We start from the raw sequence: 14,881 nt of genomic DNA on the forward strand, positions 1-14,881 counted from the left end.
GTCCGAGGGCGCGGACGGCCCCAGAGCCACGGCGTTCCAAGTCGAGAGGCCCCCTCCCGGGTTGGAAGGGGGCCTCTCGCTCATCGCCGGTGCGGACGACCGGGCGAGCGCCGGTCTCGATCCGCCGGCCTGGTCAGCTCTCCCAGCCCGCGTCGGCGATCCAGCGGAGGGCGGTGAGGGAGGGCATGAACATGTATTCGCCGCCGCGGAGGCGGTTGAACGTGGTCACGCCGTCGACGCGCTTGCGGACGGGGCGGTCGGGGATGGTGAACCGGCCCGGTTCCTCGTGGAGTCCGACGACGGGGTCGCGTTCGGTGCCGAGGTCGACGAAGTTGCCGCGGTTGATCCACTCCTGCTGGAGGAACTCGACCGTGTCGTAGGCGCGGGCGCTGATGAAGATGAAGAACAGGCCGCGCTCGTCGTCCTTGTCGTCGGCGGCGGTGAGGTCGGGGTCCCATTCGGGGCCGAACGTCGAGGAGCGGCGGATGATCCGGTGGATGTTCTCGTCCGAGAGGATCGTCAGCTCGCTGCCGCGGGGGTTCATGCGGCGCACGTGCGCCGAGTGGGGGCACATGAGGCCGCGGCGGTCGTCGGAGTAGTCGAAGTCGTCGTTGCGGGACTGATCCATGCCGAGGTCGACGTCGTCCTTCTCGGGGGAGAGGACGAGCGGCGCCCCCGACCGCCACCGGCCGACGAGCTTCGCGCCGAGGGCGTCGCGGGACTCCTGCGTGTCCTCCTCCGCGTGCTCGCGGAGGAAGTCGTTCCAGGCGCCGACACGGCTGTCGTACTTGCGGAGCACGACGAACGAGCCGTTACGACCCAGCACGTCCGGCGAGGGCATGGCGACGGGCGAACCCGTCTCGCTGTCCTCCCCGAGGATGAACTCGCCCGCCGCGATGGCCCGCTCCTGCCCCGGGAGGGCGTCGACGCCGGCGCCCGCGACGCGCGGCTGGCTGAGCGAGTCGTGGTAGCCGAACGGGTTGGCCGCATCCGGCGCCCCGAACGCGTGCGTGCCGAGCAGGGTGACCCCGTCGATCTCCTCCAGGTACCCCAGAGCCTTCTCCACGGCGTCCGCCAGGGACTCCTCCGAGTCGGCGTAGATCGTCACCGCGACGTGCAGGGAGTCGTCCTTGTAGAACTCCTCCCACGTCTCCGGGGCGTTCTCGCCCGTGTCCATGAGCTGGCCCGCGCGGGCCGCCATGCCCTGCCGGAACGGCAGCGGGAAACTCGCGAGGGACTCCTCCGGCAGGCCCATCGCCTTGAGGCCGGCGTGGCTGATCGCCACCCCCGTCCACGCGTGCATGTCCGCGGTCCAGTCCTGCGCCGAGGGGACGTACTCGACGAGCCGCCCCAGCAGGGCACGACCCCCCTCGGGGGTGTCGACCCGCAACCCCGCGTGGATCCCGACGTAGGGCTCGGGCCGCGACCGCAGGATGAGGGACTGGATGTCGTCGAGCTGCAGCGTGACGCTCTCCCGACGGAACCGCTTGCGCAGCTCCCTGAGGTGCTCGAACGGCATCAGTAGTCCACCCCCTGCGGCGTCGCCACCGCGTCCGACAGCGCCGACAGGGCCTCCCGGGTCGTCGCGTCCATCGCGGTGTTCGCCGCCATCGCGTCGAAGAACGTGTCCAGGGCCTGCTCCATGCGCTGGTACCGGCGCACGTCCACGACCGTCACCTGCGGGTTCGCGACGAACCACGCGGCGGCGTCGATCTGGTGGTCGGCGATGTAGTCCTTGACCTTCGGGGAGTCGATCCCCGGCCAGCCCTCGACGTTGGCGAACAACAGGTCCATGAGCTCGGGGATCTTCGTCGCGAAGTCGTCGATGTAGGTGTCCCAGTCGCCGTCGTAGGCCGTGGCGAACAGCACACGCGTGTCGTCGTCGAAGACCACGAACCGCATGTTGTGCAGCGTCGAGACGCGCTTGGCGCCGTCGAAGTCGCCGCCGGTGAGGCCGAAGATGCGGCGCAGCCGGTCGGCGCCGCCGGGCCTGAGGTCGGCGATGGCGGTCAGCTCGGACACGTTGCCGGAGCGGGCACCGGCCCGGCCGGCCGACTCGTACGTGCCCTCGTGCAGCGGGTTCTTGTCGGTGAGCAGGGAGTTGATCGCGATCTGGGAGATCGTCGGCGCGTCGGCCGCGACCTCCTTGACCACGCGGCGGAACTCCTCCATGCGGCTCTCCTCCGAGAGGCGCGGGTCGATGCGGGTCTGTTCGGACGTCAGCTTCTCGTTCATGGGGTCCTCCAAGGGGGTGAGGGGTCAGGCGGTGAGGTCGGCGAGGGAGTCCGGCTCCCGGCGGGCCACGGCGTTGAGGTCGTGCCGCTGCCGCGAGGACGACTCGTAGGCGAGCTTGCGGACGCGCATGATCGAGCCGAGCGGCCGGTGCGCCTCGACGCCGTTCCACGGGTTGAACGCGAGCCGGTCGTCACCGGCGACCCGACGTTCGGGGGTGAACACGTCCTGCGGGTCGAAACGGACCGTCGCGACCACGCGGAACGGGGACTCGTCCTCGTCCCAGAGCACGGCGGCGTCCTCGACGGGCATGGTCTTCAGGTCGGTGCACAGCTGCGCCCGCAGCTCGTACGTCGCGCCCTTGGTCATGAAGTGGCGGACGACCGCGGTACGCATCGCGTCGAAGTCGTCGCCGACGTCGACGCCGGTGAGCTCGGCGACCTCCCCGGTCGGCGCGAGGGACATCTTGGCGACGTGGTCGCCGTAACGGATCGCGGCCTGGGTGTAGAAGGTCTCACCGAGCATGTGGGAGTAGTCGTTCGCGAGGCCCTGGACGGTCGCGCCGGGGGTGCGACCGAGTTTCTCGGTGATCGAGGCGATGCCCCGGGCGGCGGCGGAGACCGCCTTCTGCGCGGCGGCCGGGTTGCTCGCGTTCTTCTCGAGGATGTCGAGCATGTCCTCGTACTTGGTCACGGTGCCGAACGCGAGCGTCGGGAAGTTCACCATGAGGAAGTCCTGGTTGGCGCCACCGAGGTCGGGGGACAGGCGCTCGCCCTCCACGCCGATGATCTTGAGCGCGAAACCCCGCGGGGCAGGGATCTCGTCGGAGTGGATGTCGCCGGGTGCCGACGAGAGGCGGGCGACGACCTCGTGGGTGCCGGGGGTGGCGAAAATGCCCTGCGCGAGCTCGTGCGGCAGGTCGTCGTGGACGGTGAGTTGCCCGGTGATGATCGCGTGGCTCTTGGCGTGCGCGTCGCGGTGGGCGTGGCGGTGACGGTCGGCGTTCTCCGCCTGGGTGGCGGCCATTCGTTCGACGATTCGCTGGGAGATCTCGGCCTCGTTCTCGACGGGGACCTCGACGTCATCGTGGTAGCGGATGGGGTTCATCGGTATGCCTCCTCGACATCGCGACAACAATATTGTACTGGACTCAATTTGGCTCTTCAACTTTGAGCGTGGTGCTGGGTGTTCACGCCGCGATCGGTCGGGGCGCATAGCCAATGATGCGGCATCTGTAGTTCCGATGGTTGCGGTACCCGCGCCCGACCCTCTTGATCGTCTTGGCGGTCAGGTTCGCCGCCTCGGTGCGAGCGTTCGTGACCCTGGTTCGGCAGAAGGTGAGCAGCTCACGACGCCAGGCCAGCAGGGTCCGGAACAGCGCGGCCGGCTCGGGCAGGTGGGTGGCTCGCACGGCGCTCTCAAGGCGGGCCCAGTGCCGCTGGAAGGAGGGCGTGTCGGTGGCGGTGAGGACCTGGCGGACGTGTTCCTTGATGCCCCACGCGACGGCCAGCTCGACGTCCTCGGCCAGGATCTGCTGCAGCTTGGTGCGCTGCCGGACGGTGAGCCGGTCACCGGCGCAGGTGAGCAGCTTGCGGTACTTCCACGGGGTGTCGGTCGCCCGCCCTCGGCGCTCGTGCAGCTCCCACACCCGGCGCCTCCTCACCTTGGTGACCATCTCGTTGGCCAGCCGCACCACGTGCCAGTGGTCCACGCTGACCTTCGCCCGCGGTAGTGCCTTGCGGACCGCGGCCCGGAACTCACTCGACATGTCCAGGGCGACGACCTGCACCCGCCGGCGCCACCACCGCGGCCGCGCCGCGAGCCAGGAGGTGACGACCTTGCCGCGGCGGCCGTCGACGACGTCCAGGATCGCGCCGTCGTCCAGGTCGGTGAACACGATGGACCACGGCTCGACCCGCTTCACCGCGTGGGTGTCCGGGTCGCGCAGGTAGCGCACGGTGCGGAACCGGTGCTCATCGATCCCCAGGTGCCGCACGTGCCGGCGGTCCACGCCGGTGTCCAGGTCCAGGGTGGTGGTGAGCATCCGCATCACCGTGGGCCAGGACAGGTGCGCCTCGTGCGCGACCCGGGACACCGCCCGCGGCTCGGCCCGGCAGGCGGATATCACCTGCTCGGTCAGCCGGGTCGTGACCCTCGCCCGCGCGGGCAGCTGCTCGGTCTCCTCGGTGAACGACCGCCGCGGGCACAACGACTCACGGCAGGCGTAGCGGCGCTTGCGCACGAGCACGTCGAGCCGCTCACCCCCGCACGGCACGTCCTTCACGCGCTGGGTAGGTCTTGCCTGGATCCGCGAGGACAGCACCCCGCAGGAGGGGCAGGCGCCCTCGCTCGTGGTCGTCTCGATCAGCACCTGCCGCGGTTGCTCAACGCCGACGCCAGGGGTGGCCGAGACGACTCGGTAACCGGACAGGTTGAACAGGATCGACGCCGCATCGACGTCGAACGTAGGCTTGTGCACGCTCGCGGTCCTCGCTCATGAGATGTCTAGACAACACCCATGCTGGCGTAGGGCCGCGAGCCCTACTTCAGGGCCCCACCACGCTCAAAGTTGAAGAGCCGTCATGGCGACGATCACGGTGTCAACCTCACCAAGCTGCGGGGCATCGCCAAGGAGCTGAAGAAGAACGACGACCTCGCCGTCGAGCTGTGGGCGACCGGGGATTCGGCGGCCCGCCTCGTCGCGCTGCTCATCATGCGGCCGAAGTCCTACGATGCCGAGCAACTCGATGCGATGCTGCGCGAGTCCCGGACTCCCAAGGTCCAGGACTGGCTCGTCAACTACATCGTCAAGAAGTCCCCGCACGCCGAGACCCTGCGACAGCGGTGGATGGACGATCCCGATCCCACCGTTGCCTCGGCGGGGTGGGCGCTCACCTCGGACCGGGTCAACCGGAAGCCCGAAGGCCTCGACCTGCCCGGCCTCCTCGACGTCATCGACGCGGAGATGAAGGACGCCCCCGAACGCCTCCAGTGGGCGATGAATGCGACCCTCGCCGCCATCGGGATCGAGAACCCGGACCTCCGCGACCGTGCCCTTGAGATCGGCGAACGCCTCGGAGTCCTCAGGGACTACCCGACCCCGCCGAACTGCACCTCACCGTTCGCCCCCATCTGGATCACCGAGATCGTCCGTCGCCGTGCCGAGGCGTGAATGCGCGAACGGCCCGGCCGTCGATGGCCGAGCCGTTTCGCGAAGCGCGCCTGAAGCGCAGCGCCTGAGTCCTCATCCCCCTGCGAGCTCCCGCAGGGCTTCGACGTGTCCGTCGAGGCGGCGGGCACCGTCCTCGGTGAGCGAGACCCACGTGCGGGGTCGTTTGCCGACGTAGCCCTTGGCGACGGAGACGAGTCCCGCCTTCTCGAGTGCGGTGATGTGCCGGGAGAGGACGGAGTCGGAGACTCCGAGGGAATCGCGCAGCAGCTTGAACTCCGCGCGCTCCCGGTTCTTCAGGCTCGCGACGAGTCCGAGCCGGGTCGGGTTGCCGAGGTCGGGGTCGATCCGAGCCAGGGACTCGCCGAGGTGGGGGATCGTCTCGTCGGCATCGTCGGTTTCGGGTTCGGTGTACGGGTTCATCGTGTGCTCCTTCATCTCCGGGCGCCTCAGCGGCGCAGCCCGAGGAGGGCGAAGACGGGGGCGGCGAGCCAGATGAGGCCGGCGGCGGCGAAGGTCACCCACGATCCCTGGGCGAGCGTGTCGGCGACGACGCCGACGATGAACGCGATTGCGACGACGGGCAGCCATGTGAAGAGGAGCATCGTCGAGCGCCTGCTCCAGCTCAACGCTGAGGTGAGGTAGACGACGAAGGCCGGGATCATCCATGCCGCGCACGCAGCGAGGAGGGTCAGCTGCAGCGTCTCATCGGCGATGACGCCGATCGCGAAGAGCCCGATCGAGGCTGCGGCACTGAGGACGATGAGAAGGATGACGAGCGGCCAGGCGTCGCTGGTGCGCGCCTGTTTCTGCGTCGAATCGATCTGGGCGAGAAGGTCGGTGGCCTGCTGCGGGGTGGGCGTGGTCATGGCGACTCCTTCGGTGCGGTGATGACTCCTGCTTCCCGGGTGGAAGTGATTTCATCGTAGCAACTACTTTCCATGATGGAAAGTACTTTCGCAAAGAAATCTCTACAGTGCCGATGCGGCCACCGTCGCGGCCAGTTCCGTCGCCGTCTCGAGGTCGTCGTCGGTGACCTCGCCGGTGAGGACGAGAGGGTCGAAGACGAGTGACCAGCCGAGGCCCGTCGTGATCTGACTCATCGCCCGCTCCGCCCCGGTCGTGTCGTAGCCGCCGTGGATCCAGTACGAGAACGGACGGCCCGCCGTCGGTTCGCGCACGGCGTCGTACGTCGTGTCGAAGAAGTGCTTGAGGGCTCCGGAGATGTAGCCGAAGTTCGCGGTCGTCCCGAGCACGAAGGCATCGGCGGCGAGGACGTCGTCGACGCTCGCCTCGAGCGCGGGGCGGACGACGACGTCGATGTCGCCGAGTTCGGGCAGGCGGAGTCCGGCCTCGGCCGCCTCGGCGATCCTGGCCGTCGCCGGTGACGGTGAGTGATGAACGAGCAGTACGCTGGCCATAGCGGTCAGCCTAGCCTGACTGGAATGGGGGAGGACATGAGCGAGGAGTCAGAGGAGACCATGGCCGTCATCGTCGATCCGCTGCGCGGACGCACGAAGCCGATCGCGAGCCACACCGATGAGCAGATCATCGACGTGCTCACCACCGGGCACTCACCCTCCGACTGGGCGGTGCTCACGGGTGCGGGGATGAGCACGGACTCAGGCATCCCCGGCTACCGGGGCCCCGACGCCGATCCGCGGCGGCCGATGACGATCCAGAACTTCCTCTCCCACCCCGACCAGCGGGCCCGCTACTGGGCCAGGTCGTGGGTGGGGTGGCCGCGGTTGCGCTGGGCCGAGCCGAACGCCGGACATCTCGCGCTCGCTCGACTCGGCGTAGGCGGCATCATCACGCAGAACGTCGACGGCCTCCACCAGGCCGCCGCCGAGGAGGTCGGCAGTTCGAGCCCCGTCATCGACCTTCACGGCAGCCTCGACCGGGTGGTGTGCCTGAAGAGCGGCCATCTCTTCGACCGCGACTGGGTCCAGGAGCAGCTCACCGCGCTCAACCCCGACTTCGCCGCGCTCGCCGGCATCGACCCGATCGACGTCGAGACCGCCCCCGACGGCGACGTCGACCTCGAGGAGACCGCGCACTTCCGCGTGCTGAACTGTCCGATCTGCGGGGGACTGCTCAAACCCGACGTCGTCTACTTCGGCGACGCCGTGCCCGCCGCCCGGGTCGAGGTCGCAGCGGAGATCTGCGACACCGCATCGGGGCTCGTCGTCCTCGGAACCTCGCTTGCCGTCCTCTCGGGGCTGCGGTTCGTCCGAGCGGCGGCGAAGGAGGACAAGCCCGTCGTCATCGTCACCGACGGTCCCACCAGGGGCGATGAACTCGCCGACTATCGGTCGACGTCCCGGGTCACCGACTTCGTCACCGCGTGGGCGTCCAGAGGAATCCAAGCCGAGACTGAGAGACTGCCCCTATGACCAGTCTTGCTCGCACAGAACGACTGCGCCTCGTCGCCGCCGCCCGCGCCGCCGGCGAGGACGCCCCCACCCTCTGCGAAGGGTGGACGACCCGTGACCTCGCGACCCACCTCGTCATCCGCGAACGCGAACCCGTCGCAGCCCTCGGCATCGCGCTGCCCGCCTTCTCCGGACGACTCGAGGACACCGCACGCGACTACGCCCGGATGCCCTACGTCGAACTCCTCGGCCTCGTCGCCTCCCCGCCGGGGTGGACCCCGGGTGCGTGGCCGGGCGTGGGCTCGGTGCTCAACACCGTCGAATACCTCGTCCACCACGAGGACATCCGCCGCGCCGAGATCGAATGGTTCCCGAGGCGGCTCTCGCAGAAGGACAACGAGACCGTGTGGGCGCAGGCCCGCATGGCCCTCCTGCCGTACGCGGCGAAGTCCAAGGGCCGCATCGAGATCGTCAGCCCGGGCTTCGGTCGGCGCGCCGCCGGCCGCGGGGAGACGACGACGGTGACAGGAGAGCCCGTCGAGATCCTGCTCTGGCTCATGGGCCGGAGCGACCACGCCCTCGTCGACGTCCGCTGAGTCCGACCCCGAGCGACCGTGAGGTCGGGTTTTCCCCACCGAGGCGGGCGGTTATGTCCATTCCCCGCGGCTCTGCCGGTTCCTAGGCTGAAGTCACCAGCACGAACCCGCAGAGAGGCACCGTCATGGACCAGCAGCCCTACGCTCCGCAGTCCCACCGTCAGCCCTACCCGCCGTACGAGTCCGATCCGCAGCAGCCCTACCCGCTGCAGCGGGCGACCGAGGATCCGGGCAAGGTGCTCGGCATCATCTCCCTCATCGCCACCCTCTCGACGTTCATCGGCTTCAACTTCGTCGGTCCGGCCATCGGCATCGTCACCGGTTACATGGCCCGGAGGAACTCGAAGGAGGCCGGCTTCGCCGACAACGAGATGGGCAAGTGGGGCTTCATCCTCGGTCTCGTCTTCCTCGGCATCGCCGTCGTCGGCGGCTTCCTCGGTCTCTCGATCAGCGTCATCGGCGCGATGGTCGCCGCCCTCGCCTGACCGCACCCAGCACGTCTCGGCTCAGTACCCCACCCACGCTCCGCGCTCCTGATCGAGCACGCGCGGGTGGAGGAGGGTCGAGGGTTCGACCCGACCGACGGAGGCGCGGTCGCGATCGGGTGGGAACGTCGTCGAGGCGGCGAGCACCTCGGCGGTGGCGAACCTCAGCCCCTCGGGCGCATCCGGCGCCAGGGTGACGACCGGGCCCCCGGACTCGGTCCGGGTGATCGCAGGATCCCCGGGAACGGCGGCGAGGAAGTAGCCCCAGTCGCCGAAGCTCGGGACGTCGACGTGGTACGGCGTCGTCGTCAGCCCCGCCTCGGCGACGGCCTCACCGATGCCCCAGTACGCCTCGGGGGCGAAGTACGGGGAGCCGGCCTGGACGACGAGGCGGGCGCCGGGAGCCATGACCTGGCGGATGAGCCCGTAGAACTCGATGCTGTAGAGCTTCGAGGTGGCGACGTCGTCGGGGTCGGGCAGGTCGGCGATGATCGCATCGTAGGCCGGGTGCTCGGCCTCCCGCAGCCACGTGAAGGCATCAGCGGCGATCGTCGTCACCCGCGGATCGTCGAGTGAGTCCTCGTTGAACGCGGTGAACCGCTCGGAGTTCCGGGCGAGGTCGAGGATCCGAGGATCGAGGTCGACGAGGGTGACCGACTCGACGTCGGGGTACTTGAGGATCTCACGCACCGCGAGCCCGTCCCCGCCGCCGAGGACGAGGACGTTCCTCCGGCCCCCGTTGAGCAGGGGATGGACGAGGGACTCGTGGTAGCGGTACTCGTCGGCCGAGGCGAACTGGAGGTCCCCGTTGAGGTAGAGGCGCGTATCGCCCGTGCGGAGGGATTCGGTGAGGACGATCTCCTGATAGTCGGTGCGCTCGGAGAGGACGATGGGGTCGCGGTAGAGGCGCTGGCGGGTGGTCACCTCGATGTCGTCGGTGAAGACCCACACGACGGTCAGCCCTGCGACGATGAGGACGAGGAGGGCGGCGAGGAGCACCCGCATCCGGGCGGTGAGTTCGGCGCGGAAGAGCCAGAGGACGATGAGGATGCCGACGACGGTGTTCGTGATGCCCACGGCCAGGGCCCCGCGGGGGAGACCGAAGAGCGGGAGGAGGACGAACGGGAAGGCGAGTCCGCCGATGAGCCCGCCGACGTAGTCGGCCGCAAAGAGGTCGGCGACCGCGCTCGAGGCGCGCTGGGCGCGGATGCGCTGGACGAGCTCCATGAGCAGCGGGATCTCCGCGCCGATGAGGCCGCCGATGACGAAGGCGAGGCCGATCATCGCAACCGTGTAGACGTCGGCGAAGGCGAACGCCAAGTAGAGGAGGATGACGGAGAGACCGCCGATGATGCCCAGCGCCGCCTCGATGAGGGCGAAGGCGAGTGCCGCGAAGCGGGTGAGCCGCTTCGTCGCGAGCGAGCCGACGCCCATCGCGAAGACCATGACGGCGAGCACGATCGAGGCCTGGACGATCGTGTCGCCGAGCAGGTAGGACCCGAGGGCGACAAGCGCGAGCTCGTAGACCATCCCGCAGCTCGCGCAGATGAAGACGGCGAGGAGGACGAAGAAGCGGGCGGGACCGGGCTGGAGCGGAAGCGTCAGGGGTGCCGGTGCGAGCGAGCTCACCGCGGTCGCGTCCCGCCGGGTGGTGCAGGCGGTGCTGTGGTCACAGGAGCGCGGCGGCCATGATGCCGGCGATGCCGATGTGCGCGGACGCGTTGACCCACACCTCGGGGTGGAGCGAGGAGGCGTGGACGATGTCCCCGCGCTTGCCCGGGGTGAGCGCATCGATGAGGAGGAAGCTCACGGCCATGAGGATGATGCCGATGATGCCGAAGAGCAGCGTCGTCACGATCCCCGCACCGAGGTCGTCGGCACTCGCCCGGATCGCTGCGATGACGATGATCGCCACGCCGAGGAGGTCGGAGGCGACGAGGACTGCGGCATTCGGGGACTTCTGCTCCCAGAGGATGACGTGGAGCTTGCCCGGGGTGAGAAGATCGACGACGAAGTAGCCGACGAACATGAGGAGGATGCCGCTGCCCGCATACGCGAGGACGACCCCGGTCTCGTAGAGGAGCATGTCGAGGATCATGGCTGCCTTTCCTGGTGCTGTCGTCGCTGTCTCTGACTGGTCATTTGCCCGATCCCGGGCCGCCGCCGCGGAAGCCGGAGCCGTCGCCGTAGTTCGAGCCGGTGCCTCCGCCCCCGCCGCCGAAGAAGAACGGGAAGAAGAAGAATCCTCCGCCACCGCTGGAGCGTGAGGGATCGCAGCCGACGTAGTCGTAGCTGTCGCCGTTCCTCACGTAGTCCCCTTGGTTCGGGTTCTCCACGTACTGGCCGTCGACGAGGTCGTAGTCCCCGCAGTTCGCACTGCCCGAGTTCGCCCCGCAGCTCTGGAAGAGCATCGCGACGAGGAGAAGGACGACGACGAGCCCGATGACCGCGCCGCAGCCGAAGCGGCGCGGCTTCCTCCCCGAGCCCCCGCCGGGTCCGCCGCCCGGCCCATTGCCGAACGGGCCTCCCGGACCACCCGGACCGCCCGGGCCGCCACCGGGGCGGTGTTCGGCGTCGAAGTCGAAGGAGCCGCCGCCGGTGGAGATGTTCGGGTTGTTCGTCATCGCACGCCCCTCGCCGAGGCGGACGGGACGTCGGGTGCGTTCGTCAGCACGGTCGTCGTGTGGACGATCTCGGTCTGCTGCGGGTAGACGTGCCACGTCTGCCAGCTCAGGTGGCCCGCCTCGGCGCCTGAAAGGGCGAGCGCGGTGATGGCGTCCGGGTCGCCGGGGAACCCGACGACGAGGTGACGGTCGTGGCCGCGGACACGGTCGAGCGCCTCGGCGACGGCGGTGCGGAACTCATCCGCAGCGGTGGTGCGGGTGGCGCGGAACCCATGGCAGGTGAATCCCGCCCACGCTCCGCGGGTCACCTGCCGGGTGCCCCAGTGGGGCGTCCCGTCGTTCGCGACCTGCGGTGCGGGGCCGTCCGCGGTCGGAGGGCAGGCGAAGGTCTCGATGAGATGGTCCTCTGACCCGGCGGGATGGTCCTCTGACCCGGCGAGGACGACCTGGTGGGAGGAGCCGATGACGTGGAGTTCGAGGCGCAGCCCGGGGCAGCCGAGCGGTTCGAGGTCGACGATCTCGGTGGCGAGCGCGGCGATGCGCGGGCGGTCGAGGGAGAAGCGCAGCTGCTCGGAGCTCGTGTCGGCGAAGGGGACGTCGACGGTGATGGGAAGTGGGGGTGCGAGGCTCATCAGCTGCTCGAGTAGATGGTGAAGGAGCCCACCGGGACGGACTCGCCTGTGCTCACTTCCCACCGGCCGTGGTCGAAGCGCTCGAAGGCGAGCATCTTCCCGTCGGGGGCTTCGTAGTCGACGTAGTCGAGGCCACCCTTCTCGTTGAGCCCCGTCGTGCCCTCGGAACGGTAGGAGGCGGTGCCGTGTTCGACGATCTCGTACTCGGTGCCGTCGATCGTGATCGTCTTCGACGTCGGTTCGATGTCGAGGTCGGGGCGGTCGCGCCACCGGGAGACCTGGAGGTCGGGGTCGTGTTCGACGGTGAGCCAGAGGCGGGTCGCGGAGTCGTCGGACTGGAAGAAGTGCTCGGCCCAGTCGTAGCCGCCCTCCGAGATCCGCAGGGTCCCGCGGACGAAGTACTTCTCGTTGCCGAACTCGAGGAGGTCGCCGGCCTTGATCGCCGCCGGGTCGCCGCCGGTGTTCTGGTCGGAGGCGAACGGGTCGCGTGGGGTGGAGGCGGCCGCGGCCTGGGTCTCGCGCTCCCGCTTCGCCTTCGCCGAACGCGCCCGGATGATGAGGATCGTCACGAGCACGACGATGACGAAGACGACGATCATGATGATGACGTTGGAGGACACGGTAGCCTGCTTCGCTTCGATGCGGGTGCGGTCACTGGTCAGTGTAGTCGAGAACGGGGCCTTCGAGGGCCGTCATCGTGTCGACGACTCGGAAGCCGAGGTCCTCGTTGAGGGCGAGCATCGCGGCATTGTCGGTCGAAGTGTACGTCTGGATCCAGCGGGCACCGGCGGCCTCGGGGACGTCGTGGAGCTGGCGCATGTTCGCGACCTTGAGGGCCCGTCCGATGCCGAGGCCGCGATGGGACCGGTCGACGAGGGTGTCCTCCTGGATGATGATGTCGGGATCGTGCGCGGAGACCATGATCTCCGTGTAGCCGACGGCGAGCGTCTCGGGGTCCACGTCGTCTGCGCCGGACTCGGTGCCCGGTTCGTCGACCTGCGCCATCGAGCTGACGAGGATCCACCCCTGTTCGGCCATCCTTTCCTCATACGTGCGGATGGCTGCGACGTCGGCGTGATGGTCCGAACGCGTGAGGTCGCCGAGCGGCACGTCCTCGTCCATCTGCCGCCGCAGCCGCGCCCACGACTCGACGAGCTCCTCGGGACACATCCCGATCCAGGACACGATCGTCCAGTCCGGTCGCGGATGGACCTCGGTCGGGTCGGCGGGGCCGACGGTCGGCTTCGGTCGCTGCCGCTGCTTGTACCGGTTCGCGTCGGCCTCGAGGTAGGCGGGCAGGTCGAGGAGCATCCGCTGCTCCTCATTGCCGATGTGCAGTCCCCGGGACTCGGCGAATGCGATCCCCTCGGGCGTATAGGTCTCGGTCTGGACGAGCGTGGCGGGGGAGTCGCGGAGGATCGCCTCGACCGCCTCGGCGAGGGCTGTGCCGTGACCGGACCGACGGTGCGCCGGGAGGACGGCGAGTTCGACGATGGCGGGGGAGTCGGTGAGGAGATTGATCTCGGCCCCGCCGATGGGTTCCCCGCCGAGGTGGGCGAGGAGGGCGATGTCGGTCTTGTCGTGGCGGGGGTGGGCGAACTGCGTGAGCATCGCCGGCTCGCTCGCCCACCATGCCCCGGTGCGACCGGCCGTGTAGCCCTCGCGCATGACGGCCAGCCACTGCCTCAGTCGTGAGGCATCGTCGGGGGCCAGACGGGTGATGCTGAGCTCAGCCATGAGATGAGTGCATCACGCTCTGACCCCGCAATCAAGGGGTGCGGGAAATATTCTCCCAGGTCAGTGCCCCTATTAGGTCAACGGTCCCTGCCGTCGCCGAGGTGGTCGTCCGGTCCCTCGTCGCCCTTGTCCCAGCGAGGATCGGTGGGGTCCCAGCCGGGGGCGGAGGGGTCGGTCCGTTCCGGGGAGGGGCCGCCTCGGCGGGGGTCGTCGCGATTCGGGTCAGGCTTGGGCAGGCGTGAGCCGATGTGGGAACCGGGCTTTGTCATCACCCGATGGACGAGGAGAAAGCCGATCGCGAAGACGATGATGATGGCGATCGTGAGGAAGATGACCGCATCGAGGCCGGGAGGCATCAGCGGGCCATCCGGCGGCGGTCGAAGTAGTTGGCGAAGCGGGCACGGAAGCTGCCCATGCCCACCGAGCCGCTGACGACGACGGTCGGGGCGCCGGGGGCGGGGAGCGCGTTCGCCGCTGACTTCACCGAACCCCATGACTTCGCGAGGTCGTCGACGTTGACGGCCCACTCGTCGGGGACGACGATGACGAGCGTGCCGGCCCCGGCGACGACGTCGATGTCGATCGTCGTGAGGTCGGTGTCGACCTCGAGGAAGTTGAGTTCGATCGTCGACATCGACGGTTCGCAGCGGATGTAGGGCGGGACCTGCCATCGGCCGCGGCGGTGCTCAGAGTCCCACGTCGCCTTGATGACGAGCGGGTCGACGGGGTCCCAGCCGTGTGCGGACCGTGCGGGCGGGAGCCGGCGGGCCACCTCGGCGCGGGGGCGGTAGCGGTCCGACGGCAGGTCGGGGGTGAGGTCGGAGAGGACGGCATCGAGGTCGACAGGGTACTTCGCGGCCTGGACGGCCTCCATCCGCTCGTCGAGTTCGTCGACGGTGATCCGGCCGTCGCCCACGGCCTCCCGGAGGAGTTCGATCGCTTCGTCGCGCTCCTTGTGTCCGATGCGGAAGGTGCGGGCCGGATCGGGTGGTTCGGGGGAGGAGGTGGAGTCCGTCATACCGACTATCGTG

Annotated in this window: 19 protein-coding genes; 4 read left to right on the top strand and 15 right to left on the bottom strand. The window is 69.1% G+C overall.

Annotated elements, in window-relative coordinates; genetic code table 11:
- Positions 1-133: 133 nt before the first annotated feature.
- The 4 genes from ACQ1RG_RS08065 to ACQ1RG_RS08080 all read right to left on the bottom strand — a co-directional run bounded on the left by ACQ1RG_RS08065 (position 134) and on the right by ACQ1RG_RS08080 (position 4,711).
- Positions 134-1,519, bottom strand: coding sequence for a Dyp-type peroxidase (locus ACQ1RG_RS08065; RefSeq protein WP_063250600.1), 1,386 nt, complete (start codon positions 1,517-1,519; stop codon positions 134-136).
- The gene (locus tag ACQ1RG_RS08070; RefSeq protein ID WP_063250601.1) at positions 1,519-2,235 is read right to left on the bottom strand and encodes a hypothetical protein; all 717 of its coding nucleotides are present in this window, start codon (positions 2,233-2,235) and stop codon (positions 1,519-1,521) included. Before ACQ1RG_RS08070 ends, ACQ1RG_RS08065 begins: the two co-directional genes overlap by 1 nt.
- Positions 2,236-2,259: 24 nt before the next feature.
- Positions 2,260-3,339 (bottom strand): catalase family protein, encoded by a 1,080-nt coding sequence (locus tag ACQ1RG_RS08075; RefSeq protein WP_063250602.1) that lies wholly within the window; start codon positions 3,337-3,339, stop codon positions 2,260-2,262.
- Positions 3,340-3,421: 82 nt separating this feature from the next.
- On the bottom strand, positions 3,422-4,711 hold the full coding sequence (locus tag ACQ1RG_RS08080; RefSeq protein ID WP_102213537.1) for an ISL3 family transposase: 1,290 nt from the start codon (positions 4,709-4,711) through the stop codon (positions 3,422-3,424).
- Between the two features lie 90 nt (positions 4,712-4,801).
- On the opposite strand from ACQ1RG_RS08080, the gene ACQ1RG_RS08085 reads away from it, so the two are divergent.
- Positions 4,802-5,404: a DNA alkylation repair protein gene (locus tag ACQ1RG_RS08085; protein ID WP_308443556.1), complete on the top strand. Its 603-nt coding sequence runs from the start codon at positions 4,802-4,804 to the stop codon at positions 5,402-5,404.
- A 72-nt stretch (positions 5,405-5,476) separates the two neighbouring features.
- Here ACQ1RG_RS08085 and ACQ1RG_RS08090 read toward each other — a convergent pair whose 3' ends face one another.
- From ACQ1RG_RS08090 to ACQ1RG_RS08100, 3 genes are all read right to left on the bottom strand, one after another.
- On the bottom strand, positions 5,477-5,824 hold the full coding sequence (locus tag ACQ1RG_RS08090) for a winged helix-turn-helix domain-containing protein (protein ID WP_063250829.1): 348 nt from the start codon (positions 5,822-5,824) through the stop codon (positions 5,477-5,479).
- Positions 5,825-5,850: 26 nt separating this feature from the next.
- On the bottom strand, positions 5,851-6,270 hold the full coding sequence (locus tag ACQ1RG_RS08095; protein ID WP_063250785.1) for a hypothetical protein: 420 nt from the start codon (positions 6,268-6,270) through the stop codon (positions 5,851-5,853).
- Positions 6,271-6,372: 102 nt separating this feature from the next.
- Complete coding sequence (locus ACQ1RG_RS08100) at positions 6,373-6,822, bottom strand: flavodoxin family protein (protein WP_063250787.1); 450 nt, start codon at positions 6,820-6,822, stop codon at positions 6,373-6,375.
- Between the two features lie 36 nt (positions 6,823-6,858).
- Here ACQ1RG_RS08100 and ACQ1RG_RS08105 point away from each other — a divergent pair, with 36 nt between their 5' ends.
- The 3 genes from ACQ1RG_RS08105 to ACQ1RG_RS08115 all read left to right on the top strand — a co-directional run bounded on the left by ACQ1RG_RS08105 (position 6,859) and on the right by ACQ1RG_RS08115 (position 8,857).
- A complete protein-coding gene (locus ACQ1RG_RS08105; protein ID WP_119297074.1) occupies positions 6,859-7,797 on the top strand; it encodes a Sir2 family NAD-dependent protein deacetylase in 939 nt (312 codons plus the stop codon).
- The gene (locus tag ACQ1RG_RS08110; protein WP_063250788.1) at positions 7,794-8,372 is read left to right on the top strand and encodes a TIGR03085 family metal-binding protein; all 579 of its coding nucleotides are present in this window, start codon (positions 7,794-7,796) and stop codon (positions 8,370-8,372) included. Before ACQ1RG_RS08105 ends, ACQ1RG_RS08110 begins: the two co-directional genes overlap by 4 nt.
- 125 nt (positions 8,373-8,497) lie before the next feature.
- The gene (locus ACQ1RG_RS08115) at positions 8,498-8,857 is read left to right on the top strand and encodes a DUF4190 domain-containing protein (protein ID WP_063250790.1); all 360 of its coding nucleotides are present in this window, start codon (positions 8,498-8,500) and stop codon (positions 8,855-8,857) included.
- 21 nt (positions 8,858-8,878) lie between these two features.
- Here ACQ1RG_RS08115 and ACQ1RG_RS08120 read toward each other — a convergent pair whose 3' ends face one another.
- The 8 genes from ACQ1RG_RS08120 to ACQ1RG_RS08155 all read right to left on the bottom strand — a co-directional run bounded on the left by ACQ1RG_RS08120 (position 8,879) and on the right by ACQ1RG_RS08155 (position 14,868).
- On the bottom strand, positions 8,879-10,486 hold the full coding sequence (locus ACQ1RG_RS08120) for a polyamine aminopropyltransferase (protein ID WP_201671476.1): 1,608 nt from the start codon (positions 10,484-10,486) through the stop codon (positions 8,879-8,881).
- Between the two features lie 40 nt (positions 10,487-10,526).
- A complete protein-coding gene (locus tag ACQ1RG_RS08125) occupies positions 10,527-10,955 on the bottom strand; it encodes a DUF350 domain-containing protein (protein ID WP_201671474.1) in 429 nt (142 codons plus the stop codon).
- Between the two features lie 40 nt (positions 10,956-10,995).
- Positions 10,996-11,481 (bottom strand): hypothetical protein, encoded by a 486-nt coding sequence (locus tag ACQ1RG_RS08130; protein ID WP_201671472.1) that lies wholly within the window; start codon positions 11,479-11,481, stop codon positions 10,996-10,998.
- The gene (locus ACQ1RG_RS08135; RefSeq protein ID WP_119297051.1) at positions 11,478-12,113 is read right to left on the bottom strand and encodes a DUF2617 family protein; all 636 of its coding nucleotides are present in this window, start codon (positions 12,111-12,113) and stop codon (positions 11,478-11,480) included. The genes ACQ1RG_RS08130 and ACQ1RG_RS08135 overlap by 4 nt, the downstream gene beginning before the upstream one ends.
- Positions 12,113-12,733, bottom strand: coding sequence for a DUF4178 domain-containing protein (locus ACQ1RG_RS08140; protein ID WP_119297052.1), 621 nt, complete (start codon positions 12,731-12,733; stop codon positions 12,113-12,115). The genes ACQ1RG_RS08135 and ACQ1RG_RS08140 overlap by 1 nt, the downstream gene beginning before the upstream one ends.
- Before the next feature lie 31 nt (positions 12,734-12,764).
- Entirely contained in the window at positions 12,765-13,850 is a 1,086-nt protein-coding gene (locus ACQ1RG_RS08145) for a GNAT family N-acetyltransferase (protein ID WP_430600846.1), read from the bottom strand.
- A 77-nt stretch (positions 13,851-13,927) separates the two neighbouring features.
- The gene (locus tag ACQ1RG_RS08150) at positions 13,928-14,206 is read right to left on the bottom strand and encodes a hypothetical protein (RefSeq protein ID WP_009380761.1); all 279 of its coding nucleotides are present in this window, start codon (positions 14,204-14,206) and stop codon (positions 13,928-13,930) included.
- Positions 14,206-14,868, bottom strand: a complete 663-nt coding sequence (locus tag ACQ1RG_RS08155) for a DUF1707 SHOCT-like domain-containing protein (RefSeq protein ID WP_009380763.1) — start codon at positions 14,866-14,868, stop codon at positions 14,206-14,208. Before ACQ1RG_RS08155 ends, ACQ1RG_RS08150 begins: the two co-directional genes overlap by 1 nt.
- Positions 14,869-14,881: the final 13 nt, after the last annotated feature.

Origin of the sequence: Brevibacterium sp. K72, assembly GCF_050562175.1 — a bacterium.
GTDB classification, from domain to species: domain Bacteria; phylum Actinomycetota; class Actinomycetes; order Actinomycetales; family Brevibacteriaceae; genus Brevibacterium; species Brevibacterium casei.